This is a genomic window from Crossiella cryophila, from assembly GCF_014204915.1.
GTDB classification, from domain to species: domain Bacteria; phylum Actinomycetota; class Actinomycetes; order Mycobacteriales; family Pseudonocardiaceae; genus Crossiella; species Crossiella cryophila.
This window is the reverse complement of sequence record NZ_JACHMH010000001.1, coordinates 9,827,012-9,847,876: the sequence shown is the minus strand read 5'-3', so window position 1 is coordinate 9,847,876 and position 20,865 is coordinate 9,827,012. Positions and strand designations below refer to the sequence as shown.

22 protein-coding genes are annotated in these 20,865 nt (G+C 70.2%); 13 read left to right on the top strand and 9 right to left on the bottom strand.

Annotated features, from left to right (window positions below):
* The first annotated feature begins 10 nt into the window (after positions 1-10).
* Both HNR67_RS42365 and HNR67_RS42360 read left to right on the top strand, forming a co-directional pair.
* Complete coding sequence (locus HNR67_RS42365) at positions 11-376, top strand: F0F1 ATP synthase subunit epsilon (protein WP_185009516.1); 366 nt, start codon at positions 11-13, stop codon at positions 374-376.
* Between the two features lie 27 nt (positions 377-403).
* Entirely contained in the window at positions 404-835 is a 432-nt protein-coding gene (locus tag HNR67_RS42360) for a DUF2550 domain-containing protein (RefSeq protein ID WP_185009515.1), read from the top strand.
* A gap of 50 nt (positions 836-885) precedes the next feature.
* Here the strand turns inward: HNR67_RS42360 and HNR67_RS42355 are convergent, their stop codons facing one another.
* A complete protein-coding gene (locus HNR67_RS42355) occupies positions 886-1,458 on the bottom strand; it encodes a cob(I)yrinic acid a,c-diamide adenosyltransferase (RefSeq protein ID WP_185009513.1) in 573 nt (190 codons plus the stop codon).
* Between the two features lie 56 nt (positions 1,459-1,514).
* On the opposite strand from HNR67_RS42355, the gene murA reads away from it, so the two are divergent.
* Both murA and HNR67_RS42345 read left to right on the top strand, forming a co-directional pair.
* Complete coding sequence (murA, locus tag HNR67_RS42350; RefSeq protein ID WP_185009511.1) at positions 1,515-2,783, top strand: UDP-N-acetylglucosamine 1-carboxyvinyltransferase; 1,269 nt, start codon at positions 1,515-1,517, stop codon at positions 2,781-2,783.
* A 60-nt stretch (positions 2,784-2,843) separates the two neighbouring features.
* Entirely contained in the window at positions 2,844-4,937 is a 2,094-nt protein-coding gene (locus tag HNR67_RS42345; protein ID WP_281403282.1) for a protein meaA, read from the top strand.
* A 51-nt stretch (positions 4,938-4,988) separates the two neighbouring features.
* Here the strand turns inward: HNR67_RS42345 and HNR67_RS42340 are convergent, their stop codons facing one another.
* A complete protein-coding gene (locus tag HNR67_RS42340) occupies positions 4,989-5,540 on the bottom strand; it encodes an isochorismatase family protein (RefSeq protein ID WP_185009507.1) in 552 nt (183 codons plus the stop codon).
* 72 nt (positions 5,541-5,612) lie between these two features.
* Here HNR67_RS42340 and HNR67_RS42335 point away from each other — a divergent pair, with 72 nt between their 5' ends.
* A complete protein-coding gene (locus HNR67_RS42335) occupies positions 5,613-6,563 on the top strand; it encodes a GlxA family transcriptional regulator (protein ID WP_185009505.1) in 951 nt (316 codons plus the stop codon).
* On the opposite strand, the gene HNR67_RS42330 is transcribed toward HNR67_RS42335, so the two are convergent.
* Positions 6,548-7,156 (bottom strand): TetR/AcrR family transcriptional regulator, encoded by a 609-nt coding sequence (locus tag HNR67_RS42330; RefSeq protein ID WP_185009503.1) that lies wholly within the window; start codon positions 7,154-7,156, stop codon positions 6,548-6,550. The two genes, HNR67_RS42335 and HNR67_RS42330, sit on opposite strands and share 16 nt — an antisense overlap.
* 61 nt (positions 7,157-7,217) lie before the next feature.
* On the opposite strand from HNR67_RS42330, the gene HNR67_RS42325 reads away from it, so the two are divergent.
* From HNR67_RS42325 to HNR67_RS42315, 3 genes are all read left to right on the top strand, one after another.
* Positions 7,218-8,726, top strand: coding sequence for an FAD-dependent monooxygenase (locus HNR67_RS42325; RefSeq protein WP_185009501.1), 1,509 nt, complete (start codon positions 7,218-7,220; stop codon positions 8,724-8,726).
* An 18-nt stretch (positions 8,727-8,744) separates the two neighbouring features.
* Positions 8,745-9,518, top strand: coding sequence for an enoyl-CoA hydratase-related protein (locus HNR67_RS42320; RefSeq protein ID WP_185009499.1), 774 nt, complete (start codon positions 8,745-8,747; stop codon positions 9,516-9,518).
* 110 nt (positions 9,519-9,628) lie between these two features.
* On the top strand, positions 9,629-9,829 hold the full coding sequence (locus tag HNR67_RS42315) for a hypothetical protein (RefSeq protein WP_185009497.1): 201 nt from the start codon (positions 9,629-9,631) through the stop codon (positions 9,827-9,829).
* Here the strand turns inward: HNR67_RS42315 and HNR67_RS42310 are convergent.
* Positions 9,826-10,317 carry an NUDIX domain-containing protein gene (locus tag HNR67_RS42310; RefSeq protein WP_185011765.1) on the bottom strand — a complete coding sequence of 164 codons (492 nt, stop codon included), beginning with the start codon at positions 10,315-10,317 and terminating at the stop codon, positions 9,826-9,828. The genes HNR67_RS42315 and HNR67_RS42310 overlap by 4 nt on opposite strands.
* A gap of 52 nt (positions 10,318-10,369) precedes the next feature.
* Positions 10,370-11,773 (bottom strand): amino acid permease, encoded by a 1,404-nt coding sequence (locus tag HNR67_RS42305; RefSeq protein WP_312989373.1) that lies wholly within the window; start codon positions 11,771-11,773, stop codon positions 10,370-10,372.
* 128 nt (positions 11,774-11,901) lie between these two features.
* Here HNR67_RS42305 and nucS point away from each other — a divergent pair, with 128 nt between their 5' ends.
* Positions 11,902-12,561 (top strand): endonuclease NucS, encoded by a 660-nt coding sequence (gene nucS / locus HNR67_RS42300; protein ID WP_185009495.1) that lies wholly within the window; start codon positions 11,902-11,904, stop codon positions 12,559-12,561.
* Between the two features lie 46 nt (positions 12,562-12,607).
* Here the strand turns inward: nucS and HNR67_RS42295 are convergent, their stop codons facing one another.
* Positions 12,608-13,243, bottom strand: a complete 636-nt coding sequence (locus HNR67_RS42295) for an AAA family ATPase (RefSeq protein WP_185009493.1) — start codon at positions 13,241-13,243, stop codon at positions 12,608-12,610.
* A gap of 17 nt (positions 13,244-13,260) precedes the next feature.
* Positions 13,261-13,617 carry a TFIIB-type zinc ribbon-containing protein gene (locus HNR67_RS42290; protein ID WP_185009491.1) on the bottom strand — a complete coding sequence of 119 codons (357 nt, stop codon included), beginning with the start codon at positions 13,615-13,617 and terminating at the stop codon, positions 13,261-13,263.
* Between the two features lie 145 nt (positions 13,618-13,762).
* On the opposite strand from HNR67_RS42290, the gene HNR67_RS42285 reads away from it, so the two are divergent.
* Positions 13,763-15,508 carry a sodium:solute symporter family protein gene (locus HNR67_RS42285; protein WP_221490238.1) on the top strand — a complete coding sequence of 582 codons (1,746 nt, stop codon included), beginning with the start codon at positions 13,763-13,765 and terminating at the stop codon, positions 15,506-15,508.
* Between the two features lie 10 nt (positions 15,509-15,518).
* Complete coding sequence (locus tag HNR67_RS42280; protein ID WP_185009486.1) at positions 15,519-15,815, top strand: hypothetical protein; 297 nt, start codon at positions 15,519-15,521, stop codon at positions 15,813-15,815.
* 16 nt (positions 15,816-15,831) lie between these two features.
* On the opposite strand, the gene HNR67_RS42275 is transcribed toward HNR67_RS42280, so the two are convergent.
* Entirely contained in the window at positions 15,832-15,972 is a 141-nt protein-coding gene (locus HNR67_RS42275) for a hypothetical protein (RefSeq protein ID WP_185009484.1), read from the bottom strand.
* A gap of 980 nt (positions 15,973-16,952) precedes the next feature.
* Here HNR67_RS42275 and HNR67_RS42270 point away from each other — a divergent pair.
* Together HNR67_RS42270 and HNR67_RS42265 are read left to right on the top strand one after the other, a co-directional pair.
* A complete protein-coding gene (locus HNR67_RS42270; protein WP_185009482.1) occupies positions 16,953-17,957 on the top strand; it encodes a hypothetical protein in 1,005 nt (334 codons plus the stop codon).
* Positions 17,958-18,128: 171 nt separating this feature from the next.
* Entirely contained in the window at positions 18,129-19,613 is a 1,485-nt protein-coding gene (locus HNR67_RS42265; protein ID WP_185009480.1) for an aldehyde dehydrogenase family protein, read from the top strand.
* Positions 19,614-19,717: 104 nt separating this feature from the next.
* Here HNR67_RS42265 and HNR67_RS42260 read toward each other — a convergent pair whose 3' ends face one another.
* The gene (locus HNR67_RS42260) at positions 19,718-20,728 is read right to left on the bottom strand and encodes an ABC transporter substrate-binding protein (protein ID WP_221490237.1); all 1,011 of its coding nucleotides are present in this window, start codon (positions 20,726-20,728) and stop codon (positions 19,718-19,720) included.
* Positions 20,729-20,865 lie beyond the last annotated feature (137 nt).

Below are 20,865 nucleotides of genomic sequence, written 5' to 3'. Positions count from 1 at the left end.
GGAGATGCCCGTGGCTGAGATGTCCGTCCAGTTGGTCGCTGTCGAGCGCCGCCTGTGGTCCGGGACCGCGAAAATGGTGGTCGCGCAGACGACCGAGGGCGAGATCGGCATCCTGCCCAGCCACGAGCCGGTGCTGGGTCAGTTGGTCGAGGGTGGTGTGGTGCGAGTCACCACCACCGATGGTGAAGTCGTCACCGCCGCCGTTCACGGTGGTTTCCTTTCCGTCACCGGTGACACGGTGAGCATTCTGGCCGAGAGCGCCGAGCTGGGTCACGAGATTGACGTGGATCAGGCCCGCGAGGACCTCGGCCACTCCGATGAGCAGGCGAGGGCACGGGCAGCGACCCGCCTCAAGGCCGCCGGCCAGCCGGTCTGACGCGCGAACGGACGGGTGGACGCAGCCGTGGACATCGCCGAAATCATCGGACTGGTCCTGGCTGCGGTGGCCATCGCCATCGCGTTGCTCGCCTGGCGGCGACTGCGGTTGCTGCGCCAGGGCGGCATCGACGTGGCCCTGCGCGACCAGCTGGGTGAGAAAGAACGTGGCTGGCACCTGGGCATCGGCAAGTACCGCGGCGACGAGTTCACCTGGTACCGGGTGCTCAGCCTGCGGTCGGGTCCGGACAAGGTGATCAGCCGGGCCGGACTGGAGATCGACACCCGGCGCGAGCCGACCGGGTCGGAGACCTACGTGGTCCCGGCCGGGTCCACCGTGCTGCGCTGCCGGGGCGAGGACCTCGAGCTGGAGCTGGCCATGCCAGCCGACGCGCTCACCGGTTTCCTGTCCTGGCTGGAGTCCGCGCCACCGGGAAGATCCATTCCCTGGGCGTCCTGAAGACGTGATCCGTGGCCCGTCGGCGAACCTGCCGGCGGGCCACGGTCGTCTCAGCCGTTCTTGCCCGGCTCCCACAGCACGTCGCCGTCCGGGTTGGCCACCCTGGCCAGGATGAACAGCAGGTCGGAGAGCCGGTTCAGGTACTTGGCGGCCAGCTTGTTGGTGCGCTCCGCGTCGACCTCCAGCAGCGCCCAGGTGCTGCGCTCGGCCCGGCGGGAGATGGTCCGCGCCTGGTGCAGCAGGGCCGCGCCGGGGGTGCCGCCGTTGAGGATGAACGAGTTCAGCTTGCCCAGCCTGCCGTTGAACTCATCGCACCAGCCCTCCAGCCGGTCCACGTACGCCTGGGTGATGCGCAGCGGGGGATACGGCGGGTCGGGCACGATCGGCGCGCACAGGTCCGCTCCGACGTCGAAGAGGTCGTTCTGGATGGCCTTCAGGACCGGCGCCACGTCCTCGGCCAGGTTGCCGAGGGCCAGGGCCACGCCGAGCGAGGCGTTGGTCTCGTCGACATCGGCGTAGGCGGCCAGCCGGGGGTCCGTCTTGGGAACCCTGGCGCCGTCGCCGAGCGCGGTGGTGCCGTCATCGCCGACACGGGTGTAGATACGCGTGAGGTGCACCGACATGTCCTGCACAGTACGGGTTTCGGTCACTCTCCGGGTTGCCCATACGATGGGTCATCGTGGGTGAGCATTTCCGGGTGACGGGTGGCGCACGACTGGTCGGCGAGGTCGACGTCGTAGGCGCGAAGAACAGCGTGTTGAAGCTCATGGCGGCCGCGTTGCTGGCCGAGGGCACAACCACGATCACGAACTGCCCGGAGATCCTGGACGTCCCCCTGATGGGCGATGTGCTGCGGGGCCTCGGCTGCGAGGTGGAGATCGTGGGCGACGTGGCCACCATCACCACCCCCGCGGAGCTGAACCACCGCGCGGACTTCGCCTCGATGAGCAAGCTGCGTGCCTCGGTGTGCGTGCTGGGCCCGCTGGTGGCCCGCTGCCGCAAGGCGGTCGTGGCGCTGCCCGGCGGGGACGCGATCGGCTCCCGGCCGCTGGACATGCACCAGGCCGGTCTGCGCAAGCTGGGCGCCACCAGCGGCATCGAGCACGGCTGTGTGGTGGCCGAGGCGGAGAACCTGCACGGCGCGCAGATCTGGCTGGACTTCCCCAGCGTGGGCGCCACCGAGAACATCCTGATGGCCGCGGTGCTGGCCGAGGGCACCACGCTGATCGACAACGCCGCGCGCGAGCCGGAGATCGTCGACCTGTGCGTGATGCTGCAGCAGATGGGCGCCAAGATCGAGGGCGCGGGCACCTCCACGCTCACCGTGCACGGGGTCTCGAAGCTGGAGCCAACCGAGCACCGGGTCATCGGCGACCGCATCGTCGGCGCCACCTGGGCACTCGCCGCCGTGGCCACCCGCGGTGACCTGCACATCAAGGGTGTTGACCCGCACCACCTGGACCTGGTGCTGGAGAAGCTGCGCGCCGCCGGCGCCGAGGTCACCCTGACCGAGCAGGGCTTCCGGGTGGTGCAGGAGGGCCGTCCGCAGGCGGTCGACTTCGTCACCCTGCCCTACCCGGGCTTCGCCACCGACAACCAGCCCTTCGCCGTGGTGCTGGCCGCGGTCTGCGAGGGCACCTCGATGATCACCGAGAACGTGTTCGAGGCCCGCTTCCGCTTCATCGAGGAGATGATGCGGCTGGGCGCGGACGCGCGCACCGACGGCCACCACGCGGTGGTCCGCGGCGTGGAGAAGCTCTCCAGCGCGCCGGTGTGGGCCTCCGACATCCGCGCGGGCGCCGGACTGGTCATCGCCGGACTGGTCGCCGAGGGCGTCACCGAGGTCTGGGACGTCTTCCACATCGACCGCGGCTACCCCCGGTTCGTGGAGAACATGCAGCGGCTGGGCGCCGACGTCCAGCGGGTCAGCGCCGACCCGGAACGCTGACCGGGGAAACCCCGGAGAATTCGCCGGAATAGGTTTCGCCGACTCACCCGCTGTGAGGAATTGCACGTCGCAGCGTGGTTACCGGCCAGTACGCTAACTCGCACACACAGTCGTGAGCGAGGTGGCGAAATGCCGTACCCGACCGATCGCGAACGCGACCGTCCGTGGGTGATGCGCACGTACGCGGGCCATTCCTCGGCGGCGGCGTCCAACGCGCTCTACCGGCGGAACCTGGAGAAGGGCCAGACCGGGCTCTCGGTCGCCTTCGACCTGCCGACCCAGACCGGGTACGACCCGGACCACGAGCTGACCAAGGGCGAGGTCGGCAAGGTCGGTGTGCCGGTCAGTCACCTCGGCGACATGCGGCAGCTCTTCGACGGCATCCCGCTGGACACCGCGAACACCTCGATGACCATCAACTCCACCGCGATGTGGTTGCTGGCCATGTACGTCACGGTCGCCCAGGAGCAGGCGGTCGAGGCTGGCGAGGACCCGGAGGCGGTGCTGGGCAAGCTGTCCGGCACCACGCAGAACGACATCATCAAGGAATATCTCTCCCGCGGCACCTACGTCTTCCCGCCGGGGCCGAGCCTGCGCCTGATCACCGACATGGTGGCCTGGACGGTGCAGCACGTGCCGAAGTGGAATCCGATCAACATCTGCTCGTACCACCTGCAGGAGGTCGGCGCGACGCCGGTGCAGGAGGTCGCCTACTCGATGTGCACGGCGATCTCGGTGCTGGACGCGGTGCGTGATTCCGGGCAGGTGCCGCCGGAGCGGTTCGGCGCGGTGGTCGCGCGGATCTCCTTCTTCGTCAACGCCGGCGTGCGTTTTGTCGAGGAGATGTGCAAGATGCGCGCCTTCGGTCAGCTCTGGGAGGAGATCACCGAGCAGCGCTACGGCATCACCGATCCCAAGCAGCGGCGGTTCCGTTACGGCGTGCAGGTCAACTCGCTCGGGCTGACCGAGGCGCAGCCGGAGAACAACGTGCAGCGGATCGTGCTGGAGATGCTCGCGGTGAGCCTGTCCCGCAATGCCCGCGCCCGCGCCATCCAGCTGCCTGCCTGGAACGAGGCGCTCGGCCTGCCGCGGCCATGGGACCAGCAGTGGGCACTGCGCATGCAGCAGGTGCTGGCCTACGAGACCGACCTGCTGGAGTACGAGGACCTCTTCGACGGCTCGCCGGTGGTGGCGGCCAAGGTCGAGGAGATCGTCAGCGGCGCGCGCGCGGAGATCGACCGGGTGCAGGCCATGGGCGGCGCGGTGACCGCGGTGGAGAGCGGCTACATGAAGTCCGCGCTGGTCAGTTCGCTGGTGGAACGGCGGCGGAAGGTCGAGTCCGGCGAGGACGTGGTGGTCGGGGTGAACAAGTTCGCCACCACCGAGCCGAGCCCGCTGCAGGCCGAGGGCGCCAAGGCGATCGAGTCCATCGACCCGGCGGTGGAGCGGCACGCGGCCGAGGCGGTCGGGGTGTGGCGGAGCAACCGCGATCAGTCCACTGTGGACAGAGCGCTTGGCGAACTGCGGGACGCGGCCAAGACCGAGACCAACCTGGTGGCGGCGACCATCGCCTGCGTGCAGGCCGGGGCGACCACCGGCGAGTGGGCCGGCGCGCTGCGCGAGGTCTTCGGCGAGTACCGGGCGCCCACCGGGGTGGCGGCGGCCTCGGCCGCGGGCCCGGCGGGCGCGGCACTGGCCAAGGTGCGCGAGCGGGTGCTGGCCGCGGGTGAGGACATCGGGTCCCGGCTGCGCATCCTGGTCGGCAAGCCCGGTCTGGACGGGCACTCCAACGGCGCCGAGCAGGTCGCGGTGCGGGCGCGGGACGTCGGTTTCGAGGTGGTGTACCAGGGGATCCGGCTGACCCCGGCGCAGATCGTGGCCGCCGCGGTGCAGGAGGGCGTGCACGTGGTCGGGCTCTCCGTGCTCTCCGGCTCGCACCTGGAGGTGGTGCCGGCGGTGGTCGAGGGCCTGCGCGCGGCAGGCGCCGACGACGTGCCGGTGATCCTGGGCGGCATCATCCCGCCCGCGGACGCCGAGATCCTGTTGGCCAAGGGCGTGGCCAGGGTGTTCACCCCCAAGGACTACGAGCTGACCGACATCATGGACGAGATCGTCTCGGTGGTCCGGGAAGCGCACGGATTGCCTGCCAGATAAGGACTCCGGTGGCCTCGCCGGGCTCGAAGACCGACGAGGCCACCGGTCCCATCACAGGCTCGCCAGCACCGCCGCGGTCGTGGTGACCTCGCCGAAGTGGCCGTGGATGTTGGTCGCGGTGGCCCGGCTCAACTCGTCCGCGGTGATCGCCGAACCGTCCGGCGCGGTGTCGTCGAAGGTGAAGGTCGCGTCCAGCGCGTAGCGCAGCCGGTAACCCAGGTCGCCAGCCACCCGGCTGGTGGTCTCCACGCACCGGTTGGTCTGCACGCCGGTGGTCACCACCTCCTGGATCCCGTTGTCCTGCAACCACTTGTGCAGGTCCACATCGCCGTGGAAGGACGAGTGCACGCTCTTGCGCACGGTCAGCGCGGGCACGATGCCGTCCAGTTCGGACTTGAGCGCGTTGCCGGGGGTGCCGGGTGCCAGCGGTGAGCCCGGCGTGCCGGAATCGTGGTGCACCACCACGATCGGCAGTCCGGCCTGCTGCCAGGCGGTGGCCAGTGCGCGGATGTTGGCCTCGGCGGCGGGGTTGTTCCGGCGGCCCCAGTAGGCGGTGTCGTCGAAGCCGCGTTGCACGTCGATCACGATGAGTGCGGTGGTCATGGCACCGAGTCTGCGCTGCCGGGGTTGCCGAGGGGGAGTGGCAGAACTGGCACGATGCGCTACTTTTCTGCCATGTACACCGTCGGCCTGCTCGTGCTGCCCGGCACCCGGACCTTCGACGTCGCGGTGCCTGCCGAGGTGTGGGGCGTGGACCGCACGGACGGCTCGATCGGCCCCTTCGCGCTGCGCACCTGCACCCCTGGCCGCCGGCCGGTGACCATGCACCCGGTCGGCGAGATCCGGGCCACGCATGGGCTTTCCGGCCTGCTGGACTGCGATCTGGTGCTCGTGCCCGGCCGGGCCGACCCGCACGCGCCGGTGCCCGACAGCGCGATCCGGGTGCTGCGGCAGGCGCACGCGGCCGGGATCCCGCTGGCCTCGTTGTGTTCCGGCGCGTTCACCCTGGCCGCGGCCGGATTGTTGGACGGCCGCCCGGCCACCACGCACTGGCGGTACCTGGCCGCGCTGGCCGAACACGCGCCCGCGGCCGAGTTGCGCCCGGAGGTGCTCTTCACCGACGACGGCGACGTGCTCACCTCGGCCGGTGTGGTCGGCGGGGTCGACCTGTGCCTGCACCTGGTCCGGCGGGTGCAGGGCGCGGCGATGGCCGCCCGGCTGGCCAAGCGGATGGTGATGCCCGCGGCGCGCTCCGGCGGGCAGCGACAGTTCGTGGACACCCCGCTGCCACACCGCCCTGAGGGCCCGGACATCGCGTCCACTGTGGACTGGGCGCGGCTGCGGCTGGCCGAACCCCTTGGCGTGCCGGAACTCGCCGGGCGGGCCGGGATGAGCGAGCGCACCTTCCACCGTGCCTTCGTCGCCGCCACCGGCACCACGCCGGGCCGCTGGCTGCTGGCCGAGCGGTTGCGCTTCGCCCGGCAGCTGCTGGAGACCACCGGGCTGCCGGTGGCCAGGGTGGCGCAGCGGGCCGGGCTGGGCACCGCGGCCAACCTGCGCCGCCGCCTGCACGCCGAACTGGGTGTGGGCCCGGCCGCCTACCGCCGCAACTACCAGGTGTGCTGACCCAGCCCTGATTCCAGCAGGTCGAATGCCTTGTCGATGTGCGCGCGCCGCCGGGCGACGGTCTTGGCCGGGGTGCCGTCCAGGATCGCGCGGGCGTTGGCGTAGAACACCGAGCGCACGGTGGCCAGCAGCATGCCCGCGACCTGCCAGGCCCGCGGATCCCGTTGCCCGCCAAGCAGATCCACCAGCGCCTCCTCGGTGTTGCGCAGGTGTTCCAGCAGTCGGAGCTGGAGCGCGGGACTGGCGTTGATCACGCCCCAGAACACGCCGAAGCCGTCCACCGCGCCGGAGAGCGCGTGGTTGGCCGCGGTCAGCTGATGGCACATCCGGCGTACCGCGGCGGTGACCGACAGCTCGCCGCGGCCGGTGATGGCCGTGCTGAGCACCTCGATGATCTCCTCGTGCCGGTCGAGGTAGAGGTCTTCCTTGCGCGGGAAGTAGTTGAACACGGTCATCTTGGACACCTCGGCCGCCTCGGCGACCTCGGCCACGGTCACCGCGTCGAAGCCACGCGCGATGAACAACTCGGTCGCGACGGTGGAGATCCGCTCCCGGGTCTCGCGCTTCTTCCGCTCCCGCAGTCCCATGTCCATGTCGGAAATGTACCAAACATATAATTTGACTCGGTAAAAGTTTCGCTGGACTCTGGGGAGCATGACCGAACCGGTGATCGTGGTCGGCGCTGGCCCGACCGGACTGATGCTCGCCTGCGAGCTGCGCACGCACGGCGCCGAGGTGCTTGTCCTGGAACGCCTTGCCGCGCCGAGCCAGGTGATCAAGGCGGGCGCGATCAACACCCGCACCGCGGACACCCTGGCCAGGCACGGCCTGCTGACCGAGGTGCGCAGGGCGATCTCGGGCAACCTGGCCAAGTTCATCGAGCTGCTGCGCTCGCGGGATCCGGAGCTGCCCGAGGACTACCGCCCGCCTGCCTTCGGCGGCCACTTCGCCGGGCTGACCGGGCTGGACCTGGCCCGGCTGGACCTCACCGATCCCGACCTCAGCCCGCGCTCGGCCGAGGGGGTGTACCCGATGACCCAGCAGGAGGTCGAGGCCATCCTCGGCGGCTGGGCGGCCCGGCTGGGCGTGCCGGTGCGCCGGGGCGTTGAGCTGGCCGGGTTCGGCCAGGACGCCGACGGGGTGACCGTCACGCTGACCTCCGGCGAGCGCCTGCGCGGCAGCCATCTCGTCGGCTGCGACGGCGGCCGGAGCCTGGTGCGCAAGCAGGGCGGCTTCGCCTTCCCCGGCACCCTGGCGACCATCACCGCCTACCAGGCCATGGTCGAACTGGACGATCCGACGGCGCTTCCCCTTGGCTGGCAACACCTTCCAGGCGGGGTGATGGTCTGGGGGCCGACGCCGGGCCGGTTGCTCACGGTGGAACTGGACGGCCCGCCGGCCGACCGGGACGCGCCGATCACCGCCGCCGAGCTGACCAGGGCACTGCGCCGGGTCAGCGGCACCGAGGTCACCGTCACCGCGATCAAGACCGCCACCCGGTTCACCGACAACGCCCGTCAGGTCCCGGACTACCGCGACCGCCGGGTGCTGCTGGCAGGCGATGCCGCGCACGTGCACGCGCCCTTCGGCGGCCAGGGCCTCAACCTGGGCCTGCAGGACGCGGCCAACCTGGGCTGGAAACTGGCCGCGGTGGCCACCGGCGACGCCCCGGAGGCGCTGCTGGACACCTACACCGCCGAGCGCCACCCGGCCGCCGCCTTCGTACTGCGGATGACCAGGGCGCAGGTCGCGGCCATGCGGCCGACCCCGCAGGCGGGCGCGCTGCGCGAGGTGATCACCGACCTGATGGCCACCGCGGACGGCAACCAGTACCTGACCAAGTTCATCGCGGGCCAGCACACCCGCTACGACCTGGGCGGCGGCCACGAGCTGACCGGCCGGTTCGCCCCGCCGCTGGACCTGCCGATCCACCCTGGCTGGGTGCTGGCCGACCTGACCGGCGACGCGGCGCTGGCCGAGCTGGCCGGCCGGGAGATCCGGGTGTTCCCGGCCCGCGATCCGCTCCGGCCGGAACTGGCCGCGGTGCTGATCCGCCCGGACGGTTACGTGGCCTGGGCGGCCGATCGGGACCGGCCGGACCGGGAGGGGCTGCTGGCCGCGCTGGACACCTGGTTCGGCGCCACGCTGACCGCGGCGGGCTGAGCCGCTACCGTCGGCGGCATGGCCGACTACCGCAACCTGCTGGTCTCGCTGGACGGGAACATCGCGCGGATCACCATGAACCGGCCGGACCGGCGCAACGCGCTCTCCGGCGAGCACCTGGCCGAGCTACAGCACGCCTTTGTCACGGTCGCGGACACCGCGGCGACCGGGATCGTGTTGGCAGGCAACGGTCCGGTGTTCTCCGCGGGCCACGACTTCGCCGACCTGGTGGACCGGGATCTGCTGGGTGTGCGGGAGATGCTGCGGCTGTGCACCAAGTTGATGCACACCATGCAGTCCATCCCGCAGGTGGTGATCGCCAGCGTGCACGGCCTGGCCACCGCCGCGGGCTGCCAGCTGGTGGCCTCCTGCGATCTCGCGGTGGCCGCCGAATCGGCCGGATTCGCCCTGCCCGGCGGCAAAGGCGGCTGGTTCTGCCACACCCCCGCGGTGCCGGTGGCCCGCGCGGTCGGCCGCAAACGCCTGATGGAACTGGCCCTCACCGGCGATGCCATCGACGCCCGCACCGCCGAGTCCTGGGGCCTGGTGAACCGGGTGGTGCCCGACGCCGAGCTGGACGGGGCAGTGCTCGACCTGCTTTCCCGTGCCACCAGGGGAAGTCTGGCCAGCAAGGCGCTGGGCAAGCAGACCCTCTACGCCCAGCTGGACCGGCCGGAGGCGGACGCCTACGCGATCGCGCTGGAGGTGATGGCGGCCGCCTCGCAGACCGAGGGCGCCAAGGAGGGCATGACCGCGTTCCTGGCCAAGCGCAAGCCGGTCTGGCCGGACTAGGTCCTAGCGCCGGACATGAAGTCGTGACCTGTTGCGGCCAGGTCCGCTTTGCCGACTCGGTTGGGTATCGTCGCTGGTAACAGCGAGTTTCGCCTGCTTCGCTGGATCGTATGGCCGCAACTGTGAGCGTCAACAAGTACCAGCGGGCCGTCATCGCCGACGGTGTCATCGCCAGCGTCGCCGACGGACATCTGCTGGTGTCCGACGCCGGTGGCGCGGTGGTGGCGATCTACGCGCCGGGGCACTGGACCTCGGTCAGCCTCACCGAGGTCGAGGAGATCGCGCTGGAGGAACCGATCAGCGTGTACTAACCGCGGTGCTCGTGCAGCAGCAGCAAGGTGTACGCGGCGATCGACTGCGCGTCGGTCACCTGACCCGAGGCGATCATCTCCTCGAACTCGGCCCGCGCGAACCAGGCCGTGCGCATGTCCTGCTCCTCCAGCTCACGCGCGGGCTCGCCCGCGGTCAGCTCGGTGGCCAGGAACACCCGGCCACGCTGGCTGGACATGCCCGGCGCCACGTCCAGCAGGCCGAGGTCGACCATCCGCCCGGCCCGCAGCCCGGTCTCCTCGCGCAGCTCCCTGGCGGCCAGCTCGGCGGTGTCCAGCTCGGCCCGGTCCGGCGCGGTGCCCTGCGGGAACTCCCAGCGGCGCAGGCCAAGCGGGTAGCGGTACTGCTCGACCAGGTGCAGCCGCTCGCCGTCCATGGGGATGACCAGGGCGTAGTCGGGCTTGTCCACCACGCCGTAGATGCCGAGGGAGCCGTCGGCGCGGCGGATGCCGTCCTCGCGCACCGTCATCCAGGCGTTCGCGTAGACCTCGCGGGTGTCGACCTTGTCCACGCCGCCCAGCCTAGGCGTCCTGGTTGAGCCGCGAGCGCCGCCTGCCGTAGCCGAAGTAGACCACCAGGCCGACCGCGGTCCAGATCAGGAACGCGATCCAGGTCTTGGCGCCGAGGCCGACGATGAGGATCACGCACAGCACCAGGCCGAGCAGCGGCACCACCGGCATCAGCGGGGTGCGGAAGGAGCGCGGCAGGTCCGGCTTGGTCCGGCGCAGCACCAGCACACCCACGTTGACCAGTCCGAAGGCGACCAGGGTGCCGATGCTGGTGGCGTTGGTCAGCTCGCCGAGCGGGACCAGCGCGGCCAGCACCGCGACCAGCACGCCGACCACCAGGATGTTGGTGGTGGGCACCGCGCGGGCGCCGACCTTGGCGAAGACCGGCGGCATCAGGCCGTCCCGGGACATCGAGACCAGCACCCGGGTCTGGCCGTAGAGCACGGTCAGCACCACCGAGGCGATCGCGATCACCGCGCCCACCGCGAGCACGGTGGAGGCCCAGCTGGACCCGGTCACCTCGGCCATCACCGTGGACAGCGAGGCGCCCTTGGCACTGAGCCGGTCCACCCCGATCGCGCCGATCGCGGTGAGCGCGACCGCCACGTAGACGAAGGTCACGATGCCCAGCGAGATCATGATCGCCCGCGGCAGGTCGCGCTGCGGGTTGCGCGCTTCCTCGCCGGCGGTAGAGGCCGCGTCGAAGCCGATGAAGGAGAAGAACACCGCCGAGGCGCCACCGGCGATGCCCACCAGGCCCTCCGGTGCGAACGGGGTCATGTTGCCGGAGTCGAACGCGGTGGCCGCCACCGCGACGAAGAAGATCAGCACCGCGACCTTGATCATCGTGGTGACCGTGGTGGCCCGCGCGCTCTCCCTGACCCCGGCGATGAGCACCGCGGTGGCCAGCAGCACCACCACGGCCGCCGGGATGTTCACCACGCCACCGGCGCCGGGCGGCGCGGCCAGCTCCTCCGGGATCCGCACCCCGACGGTGGCCTCCAGGAACACGTTCAGGTAGCCGCCCCAGCCCACCGCGACCGCGGCCACCGACACGCCGTACTCCAGCAGCAGGCACCAGCCGCACACCCAGGCGATGAGTTCGCCCAGGGTGGCGTAGGTGTAGGAGTAGGCGGAACCGGACACCGGCACCGCGCCGGCCAGTTCGGCGTAGGAGAGCGCGGAGAACAACGCGGCCAGTGCCGCCAGCGCGAAGGAGACCACCACCGCGGGCCCGGCCTTGGGCGCGGCCTCGCCGAGCACCACGAAGATCCCGGTGCCAAGGGTGGCCCCCACCGACAGCGAGACCAGCGAGATCAGGCCCATGCTGCGGCGCAGGCCGCTGTGCGCGCCCTCGCTGGTGAGCTGTTCGACCGGCTTGGTGCGCAACAGGCTGCGCTGACTGTTTGGCGGCACGAGGCGCGAACCTACCGGTGAGTCACCGGTGCGCTCCAGTGCGGTGTGACATGTCGAATACGGCCCGCGGCCGGCCGCAGCGGAGCGCCGGTGAAACGGCTGTGCCCGGCAGTCACTAACCTGTCGCGGTGCGCCTTGTGATCGCCCGCTGCCAGGTCAACTACGTCGGACGGCTGACCGCCCACCTGCCCATGGCCAATCGGCTGTTGCTGATCAAGGCCGACGGTTCGGTGTCGATCCACTCCGACGACCGCGCGTACAAGCCGCTGAACTGGATGAGCCCGCCCTGCTGGCTGATCCAGGACCCCGGCGTGTGGACCGTGCAGAACAAGGCGGGGGAGAAGCTGGTGATCACCCTCGAGGAGGTCATGCACGACTCCGCGCACGAGCTGGGCCCCGAGCCCGGCCTGGTCAAGGACGGCGTCGAGGCGCACCTGCAGGAGCTGCTGGCCGAGCACATCGTGACCCTGGGCGATGGCTACACGCTGGTCCGCCGCGAGTTCCCGACCGCGATCGGGCCGGTGGACATCATGGCCCGCGACGGCAAGGGCGGCGCGGTGGCCGTGGAGATCAAGCGCCGCGGCGAGATCGACGGCGTCGAACAGCTGACCAGGTACCTGGAGCTGCTCAACCGGGACCCGCTGCTGTCCCCGGTCAAGGGCGTGTTCGCGGCCCAGATCATCAAGCCGCAGGCCCGCACGCTGGCCGAGGACCGCGGCATCCGCTGCGTCACGCTGGACTACGACGCGCTGCGCGGCATCGAGCCGGACGAGTTCCGCCTGTTCTGAGCGACTCCGCCGGGGCGCGCTCGCGTTCCCCGGCGGAGCTGACGACTCAGCGTTCGGCCAGTCCGCGCCGGACCCAGTCGGCCACCGCCCGCACCGACTCGGCCAGGCTGATGTCGGTGGTGTCCAGCAGTTCCATCGGCGGCTCCATGGTGGCCGCGGTGGCCCGGACCCACTCGTTGAACTCCAGCATCTCGCTGATCCGGTCCTCGTCGTCCCACTCCCGCCAGGCCGGTCGCACCCGCAACCGCTTGGCCAGCAGGTCCGGCGCGCAGGTCAGCGCCAGGTAGTGGATGTCGCCGAGGAAGGCGCGTTCGGGCAGCCGCTCGAACTGCACCGGCACCACGGTGCCGCACAGCACCACCGGGCGACCGCTCTGGTTGACCATGGCCACCATGCGCAGCCAGGTCGCGCGGAAGACCCGGTAGTCATCTGCCGGGTCCTGCAACCCGGCCGACCACAGCACGTCCTGTTCCATCACCACGACCGCGTCACCGAGTTCGGCGGTCAGCATCTTGCCCACGGTGGACTTGCCGGTGCCACTGGGTCCGGTGAGCGCGAACATCGGCAGCCGCAGGAACGGCTGCCGATGTCCGCAACGCACGCAGAGTAGGACCGGGTCGCCCGGCAGGACCACCGGGACCTCGGCCTTGTCGCCGCAGTTGACGCAGATCTTGAGGTCCACGGGGTTGGGGCCGGGAATCAGTCGAACAGCCCTTCCAGGAAGCTCTTCTTCCGCTTGTGGCCGTAGCCGTGGCCGCCGTAGGGGGGCGGCGAATCGCGGTAACCCGGCCGGTGTCCGCCGTAGGGCGGGGGCGAGTCGCGGTGGCCGTGACTACCGCGGTGGCCATACGGCGGCGGCGAGTCGTGCCGGTAGCCCGGCATCGGCGGGGGCGGCGGCGGGACCGGTGCGGCGGCGTAGTAGTTGCGCTCGGCGCCGGCGATCTGCTCGAGCTCGCCGCGGTCGAGGAAGATCCCCCGACAGCCCTGGCACTGCTCGATGTGCACCCCACCGCGGTCCACGGTCTGCATCACGTTCTGGCACTTCGGACAAATCACATATGCAAGATTACGCAGCTTTGTCCGGCATGTGGTGGAGGCAGCCACAGGTCAAAAATTTGAAAGCGCTCTCACCTGCATCGATGGAGATGCCTCTGACCTCTGTGTCGCTGCTTTGTCAAGGAGGTATTACGGTACCGCCGTCATGTCGGATGACGACCGTGCTGACCTTGGAGGTGGAGCCCGGGTGGAAGCGCTCGCCGCTTCGAGCCTGCGTCTAGACGCAAGCCTGCTCGACTACGCGTTGCTCGCGGTGTACTTCGTACTGGTGCTGGGCATCGGGTATATGGCCCGGCGTTCGGTGTCGACCAGCCTCGACTTCCTGCTCTCCGGCCGATCGCTGCCCGCCTGGGTGACCGGCCTGGCCTTCATCTCGGCCAACCTGGGCGCCCTGGAACTGATGGGCATGACGGCCAACGGCGCCCAGTACGGCCTGGCCACGGTGCACTACTACTGGATCGGCGCCATCCCGGCCATGGTCTTCCTGGGCCTGGTCATGATGCCGTTCTACTACGGCTCCAAGGTCCGTAGCGTTCCCGAGTTCATGCGGCGCCGCTTCGGCAGGCCCGCGCACCTGGTCAACGCGCTGAGCTTCGCGGTGGCCCAGGTGCTCATCGCGGGCATCAACCTGTTCGCCCTCTCGGTGATCATCAACGTGCTGCTCGGCTGGCCGATCTGGCTGTCCATCGTGATCGCCGCGGTGGTCGTGCTCGCCTACACCACGATGGGCGGGCTGTCCGCGGCCATCTACAACGAGGTGCTGCAGTTCTTCGTCATCGTCGCCGCGCTGGCACCGATCACGATCATCGCGCTGCACAAGATCGGCGGCTGGGAGGGCCTGGTCGCCAAGGTCACCGCCAGCACCGGCGGCGCGAACAACCTGTCCACCTGGCCTGCCAGCGACCTGACCGGTATCGCCAACGGCACGCTCAGCGTGATCGGCCTGGTCTTCGGCCTCGGTTTCGTGCTGTCCTTCGGTTACTGGACCACGAACTTCGCCGAGGTCCAGCGCGCGATGTCGGCCAAGAGCATGTCGGCCGCCCGGCGCACCCCGATCATCGGCGCCTACCCCAAGGCGCTCATCCCGGCGATCATCATCATCCCCGGCATCATCGGCGCGGTGCTGGTGCCCGACATCGCCGCGATCAAGGCAGGCGACCACAGCTCGGGCGCGGAGTACAACCAGGTGCTGCTGTACCTGATGCGCGACCTGCTGCCCAACGGCGTGCTGGGCGTGGCGATCGCGGGTCTGCTGGCCTCGTTCATGGCGGGCGTGGCGGCCAACGTCAGCTCGTTCAACACGGTCTTCACCTATGACCTGTGGCAGGACTACGTCCGCAAGGACCGGCCGGACGAGTACTACCTGCGGGTCGGTCGGCTGGCCACCGTGGCCGCGTGCGTGATCGCGATCGGCACCGCCTTCATCGCGGCCAACCTGGGCGGGTCCAACATCATGGACTACATCCAGGCGCTGTTCTCCTTCTTCAACGCACCGCTGTTCGCCACGTTCATCCTGGGCATGTTCTGGAAGCGGATGACCCCGACCGCGGGCTGGGTCGGCCTGGTCGCCGGCACCCTGGCCGCGATCACGGTGTGGCTGCTGGCCGAGCCGAAGCTGGGCATCCAGGTCCTCGACCTGCCCGGCCAGGGCGCGAGCTTCATCGGCGCCGGCGCGGCGTTCGTGGTGGACATCCTGGTCAGCGTGGCGGTCTCACTGGTCACCAAGCCCAAGCCGGACTCCGAGTTGACCGGCCTGGTCTACAGCCTGACGCCGAAGGAGACCCGCACCCACTCCAAGACCGGCGACGACGCCGGCTGGTACCGCTCGCCCGCGCTGCTGGGTGGCGGGGTGCTGGTGCTGACCATCCTGCTCAACATCTTCGTCGGCTGAGGGAGGGACCATGGCTGAACAAGCGACCGAGACCAAGCGCGCCACCGGGATGGCGGGTCTTTTCGACCTGCGCCTGATCATCGCGCTGTTGTTCGGGATCTACGGGGTGGTGCTCACCGTCGTGGGCCTGTTCGACACCACAGCCGCCGACCTGGCCAAGACCGGCGGGATCAACATCAACCTGTGGACCGGCCTGTCCATGCTCGCGGTCACCGCGTTCTTCGTGATCTGGACCGTCGCGCGCCCGCTGCGGGTGCCGGCGGAGGCGGAAGCCGCCGACGACGCCACTGGCGCCGGCGGGCACTAGCCGCTAGCTCAACAGCTCAACGGTTGGTCCGGCGGTGCGGATAAACCGGGTTGAACGCCTCCAGCGTCCAGGCGTCCACCCACCGCACCGCCCGGCCCAGCCTGGCCCGCACCGGCCGGCCCCGAGTCGCGGCGTTCCTGGTGTCGCGGTCGCTCATCGCTCTCCTTCTCGAATTCCTCTGTGTCGAGCGGCCAATCCGCTCACCTAGTTAATCGCTCCAGGCTTCTGGATCGTTCCCGAAACGGTCCGTGATCTGGCGCACGGGTTATGAGCTGGGATTTTTACCCGGTTGTTGACTTGCGGTAACCGGATCGCGAAGTTGCCCGCTAGCACAGGGCACCGACAAGAACGCCGCCCCGGCCCCGGAAACGGGCGAGTTGTCCACATCCGACGGGTTGTCCACAGGGCGGGGCGAGGTCGCTGTCGGCGGGGCGGGTGGTCTGGCAGCGTCGTTGCCGTGGCGCCGAAAGCCACGGACTCCCAGCCCCTGCCAGCGGAGGAGAACCCCATGTCGGCATTGCTCGCCCAGACCGGACCGCACCCCCACCCGACGCCCTCAGTCCGCCTCGCCCCACCACCCGCCGCCACAACTCACCCCGCCACACGCTCCGCGCCACCGGGCCGCGGCCAACCGCCTGCCCCCATAGCGGCTCGCGCCGTGCCGCCGAGCCCTGTCCCGCCACTGAATTCCGCCGCGGCTTACCCTGTCTCGCGTTCCGCGCCGCTGGGCCGCGTCTCGCCGCCTGCCTCCATGGCGGCCCATGCCGTGCCGCCGGGCCCGGTCCTGTTCTGGGTCTCCGCCACGCATGCCGCTCCGCCCAGTTCCGTCCAGCCCTCGGTCTCCGCCGCACCGCGCCCGACCACGCCTGCGACTCCGACCGCTCCCGCCCTGCGTCTCGCCCCACCATCCGCCGCCGCACCCTGCCCCGCCGCGCCGCCCGCCAGGCCCCGCCCCATCGCCCACCCGGCACCCGCACCCCGCCCGATCACCCCGCCACCCCACCCGTCGGCGAGCGCCCCACCCGCCCCCCGCCACCAGCCCAATCCCTGCCGCCCGCCCCCGCCCACCCCGCCACTCCACCCCTGATCGGCGGGTTCGGCACACGGGCCTGGCGTGGGCTCGCTACCGTGCACCTCGTGTTCCGCCTGAAGCCCGTGCCCTCCCTGCTCACCGCGTTCGCCCTGCTGGCGAGCGTGGCCGCCTGTGGCGCCGACGTCGACCTGGCCAAGACGAACTTCTCGCGGTCGACCATCCCGGCCGCCGACGCCTCCGGGAGCAGTGGTGGTTCCGGGGTGCCGGAGGGCAAACCGGTGGATCCGGCGTTCGCGCCGGACCGGTTGCGCAAGGTGGATCCGTGCGGGGTCATCGACGCTGAGTCGGTGGCCGAGCTGGGGGAGGCCGGTGCGCCGACGGCCAGTGGGTACGACGAGTGCTCGGTGACCTTGCGCAAGGACGGGAAGACCTCGTCGATCAAGGTCGAACTCGGTATCAACATGCTGCTGGAGAGCAAGCGGCTGACCAAGGACGTGGGTGGGCTCAAGGCGGACCAGAGCGTCAACCAGACCTTCTGCGACCACAAGATCATGGTTCAGGAGGGCACGTACTCGCTGGGGGTCGGCGTCTCGTTGCGCACCGAGGCGGCCAATCGCTGCGACCTGAGCAACAAGGCGGGCGCGGCCGTGATCAACCGGATCAAGAGCAATCCGCCGCAGCGGAACGCCGAATCCGGGGTGCTGGCCCAGGTCGACACCTGCACCGTGCTCGACCAGATCGCGTTGGCCGATGTGCTGACCAACGTGCCCTCGATCTTCCCGTGGCGGCTGCACCAGTGCAGCTGGCGCCGGACCGACGGGCTCTCGCTCAAGATCACCCTGAGCGTGGAGACCAATCCCAAGAACGCCAAGGGCTCGCTCGCACCAGAGGAGGTGAAGGTCGACGACAGCCTCACCGTCTACAAGAAGTACTCCGACACCAGTCACCCCCGGTGTGAGATCTCCTGGCCGTACCGCACCACCGAGGGCACCAAGGCCGAAGTGGTGCAGGTCGAGGTGACCAACGTGCCCAACACGGCGGGCTACGACGCCTGCGGCAAGGCCATCGGCGTGGTCAAGGCGCTCAAGGCGAAGTTCCCCAAGACCTGAGGTTCCCGCGGTCCGGGGCAGGCGGTCCGGGGCAGGCGGTCCGGGACTGTGACGTTCCCGGATTCCGGCCCGGTGGCCCCGAGGGCGGGCTGACAGCAACCCGCACGGACGACTACTGTGCGGTAACAAGGTCCGTGCGACGTTGAGCTGGTTGAGCTGTCGGAGGCGCCGATGACCGGGGCGGTACGCGAACAGGCCGAGTCCTTCACCTCGCTGGACCCTCGGACCTCCGAGGTGGTCGGCGAGTACCCGGTGCACTCCGCCTTGCAGGTGCGCGCCGCGGTGGAGCGGGCGCGGGAAGCGCAGCTGTGGTGGGGCGGGCTGGGGTTCGCCGAGCGCAAGCGGCGGCTGGACGCCTGGCGGCAGCTGCTGCTGAAGCGGCTGGACGAGCTGGCCGGGGTGATGTGCGCCGAGACCGGCAAACCGCTGGACGACGCGCGGCTGGAACTGGTGCTCGTGGTCGACCACCTGCAGTGGGCGGCCAAGAACGCGGAGAAGGTGCTCAAGCGCCGCAAGGTCTCCTCCGGCGTGCTGATGTCCAACCAGGCTTCCACGGTGGAGTACCTGCCGCTGGGCGTGGTCGGGGTGATCGGGCCGTGGAACTACCCGGCGCACACGCCGATGGGGTCCATCTCCTACGCGCTCGCGGCCGGCAACGCGGTGGTGTTCAAGCCGAGTGAGCTGACCCCCGGGGTCGGCGCCTGGCTGGTGAGCACCTTCGCCGAGGTGGTGCCGGAGTGGCCGGTGTTCTCCTTGGTCACCGGGTTCGGCGCCACCGGTGCCGCGCTGTGCAAGTCCGGGGTGGACAAGCTCGCCTTCACCGGGTCCACCGCCACCGGCAAGCGGGTGATGGCCGCCTGCGCGGAGACGCTGACGCCGGTGCTGGTGGAGTGCGGTGGCAAGGACGCGCTGATCGTGGACGCCGACGCCGACCTGGAGGCCGCGGCCCAGGCCGCGGTGTGGGGCGGGATGGCCAACGCCGGGCAGACCTGTGTCGGCGTGGAGCGGGTCTATGTGGTCGATTCGGTGGCGCAGGAGTTCATCGAGCGGGTCACCCGGATCGCCGGCAGGCTCAAGCCGGGCGCCGAGCCGACCGCGGACCTGGGGCCGATCACCATGCCGAGCCAGGTGTCGATCATCCAGTCGCATATCGAGGACGCGCTGAGCAAGGGCGCGATGGCCGTGGTCGGTGGCAAGGAATCGGTGCGGGAGCCCTACGTCGAACCGGTGGTCCTGGTGGACGTGCCGGAGGACTCGCTGGCGATCACCGAGGAGACCTTCGGGCCGACCCTGACCATCAACCGGGTGGCCGATGTGGACGAGGCGATCCGGCTGGCCAACGGGGTGCGCTACGGACTCGGCGGCGCGATCTTCTCCAGGGCCCGCGGCATGGAACTGGCGCGCGAACTGCGGGCGGGCATGGTCGCGGTCAACTCGGTGGTCTCCTTCGCCGCGGTGCCCGCGCTGCCCTTCGGCGGGATCGGCGACTCCGGATTCGGGCGGATCCACGGCGCGGACGGGTTGCGCGAGTTCGCCAGGACGCAGGCGGTGACCCGGCAGAAGTTCAAGGCGCCGTTGCAGCCGATGTCCTTCGCGCGCGGCTCGCGGACCGTGCGGCGGCTGCTGCGGATCCTGCGACTGGTGCACCGGCGCTGAGCTGAGGATCGCGGCGCGGCCGGAACGGCGCGCCGGAGAGCGTGAAGGGGGCGGCCGATGGCGCGCCCCCTTCGCTTACCGCGGTGCCCAGTCGGACCGGGCGCTCAGCCGAGCAGGCGTTCCAGGTCGCCGAGGATGGACTCCGCGGAGAGCACGCCGAGGCCCAGGTACCAGGTCTCGTCGTTGACGGGGTGGGACTTTCCTGCCTTGACCGCGCTGAGCTGCTGCCAGAGCGGGGAGCCCTGGACGTCCTTCTGGGCGGTCTTGGCCGGGTCGCCGTAGGTGCCGATGAAGATCACGTCGCCGTCGGCCTTGGCCAGGTTCTCCGCGCTGACCTCCACCGCGAGGTCGTCGACCTTCTGCGGTTCGGGGCGGGGGAGCTTGGCGTCCTTGAGCACGGTGCCGATCAGTGACTTGTCCGCGTACAGCCGGATCTTGCCGGGCATGAACCGGACCATCGAGACCGTGGGGCGCTTGCCCTGCTTGGCCTCGACCTTGTTCCCGGTGGCGATGGCGTGCGTCTCGAAGTCCTTGATCATCTTGTCCGCGTCGGCCGAGCGGTCCAGCGCGGCGGCGTTGAGCCGGAAGTTCTCCTTCCAGGTGTACCCGGGACGGAGGCTGAACACGGTGGGCGCGATGGCGGAGAGGACCTTGTACTGGGCCTCGGCGCGCAGCTTGGAGCCCAGGATCAGGTCCGGCGCCAGCTTCTTGATCGCTTCCAGCTTCAGCGAGTTGGTGCTGCCCACGTTCTCCGGCGTACCGGCCTTGCCTGCCAGGTAGGCAGGCATCTCGGGGCTGCCCTCGGTGAAGGCCACGCCGACCGGCTTGAGGCCAAGGGACACCACGTTGTCCAGCTCGCCGGTGTCCAGCACGATCACCCGCTCCGGGCGCTTGGGCAGGGTGGTCTCGCCCATCCCGTGCTTGATCACCCGGGGGAACACCCCTGGCGCGGCGGTGGTGCCGAACTGGGCCGACTGCTCGCCTGCCTTGCCGAAGTCGGCGCCGCCGACGGCCACCGCTGGCACGTCGGTGGGCTTGGCCCCGCCACAGCCGGCGAGCAGGACGAGCAGCCCGCCCATCGTGGCCGCCGCGAGCCGTCTGGTCCCGTTTGTCACCGGTTTCTCCTGCCTTCCTGAGGTTAGGCTCACCATAACTGCGGGAAAGTGCTCGTCAGGCACATCGTGGATGTGCCCTTTGGCACTGAGGCGAAGGCGGTGTAGTAAAGACGATCAGTCCCCCAACGGCGAGGAGA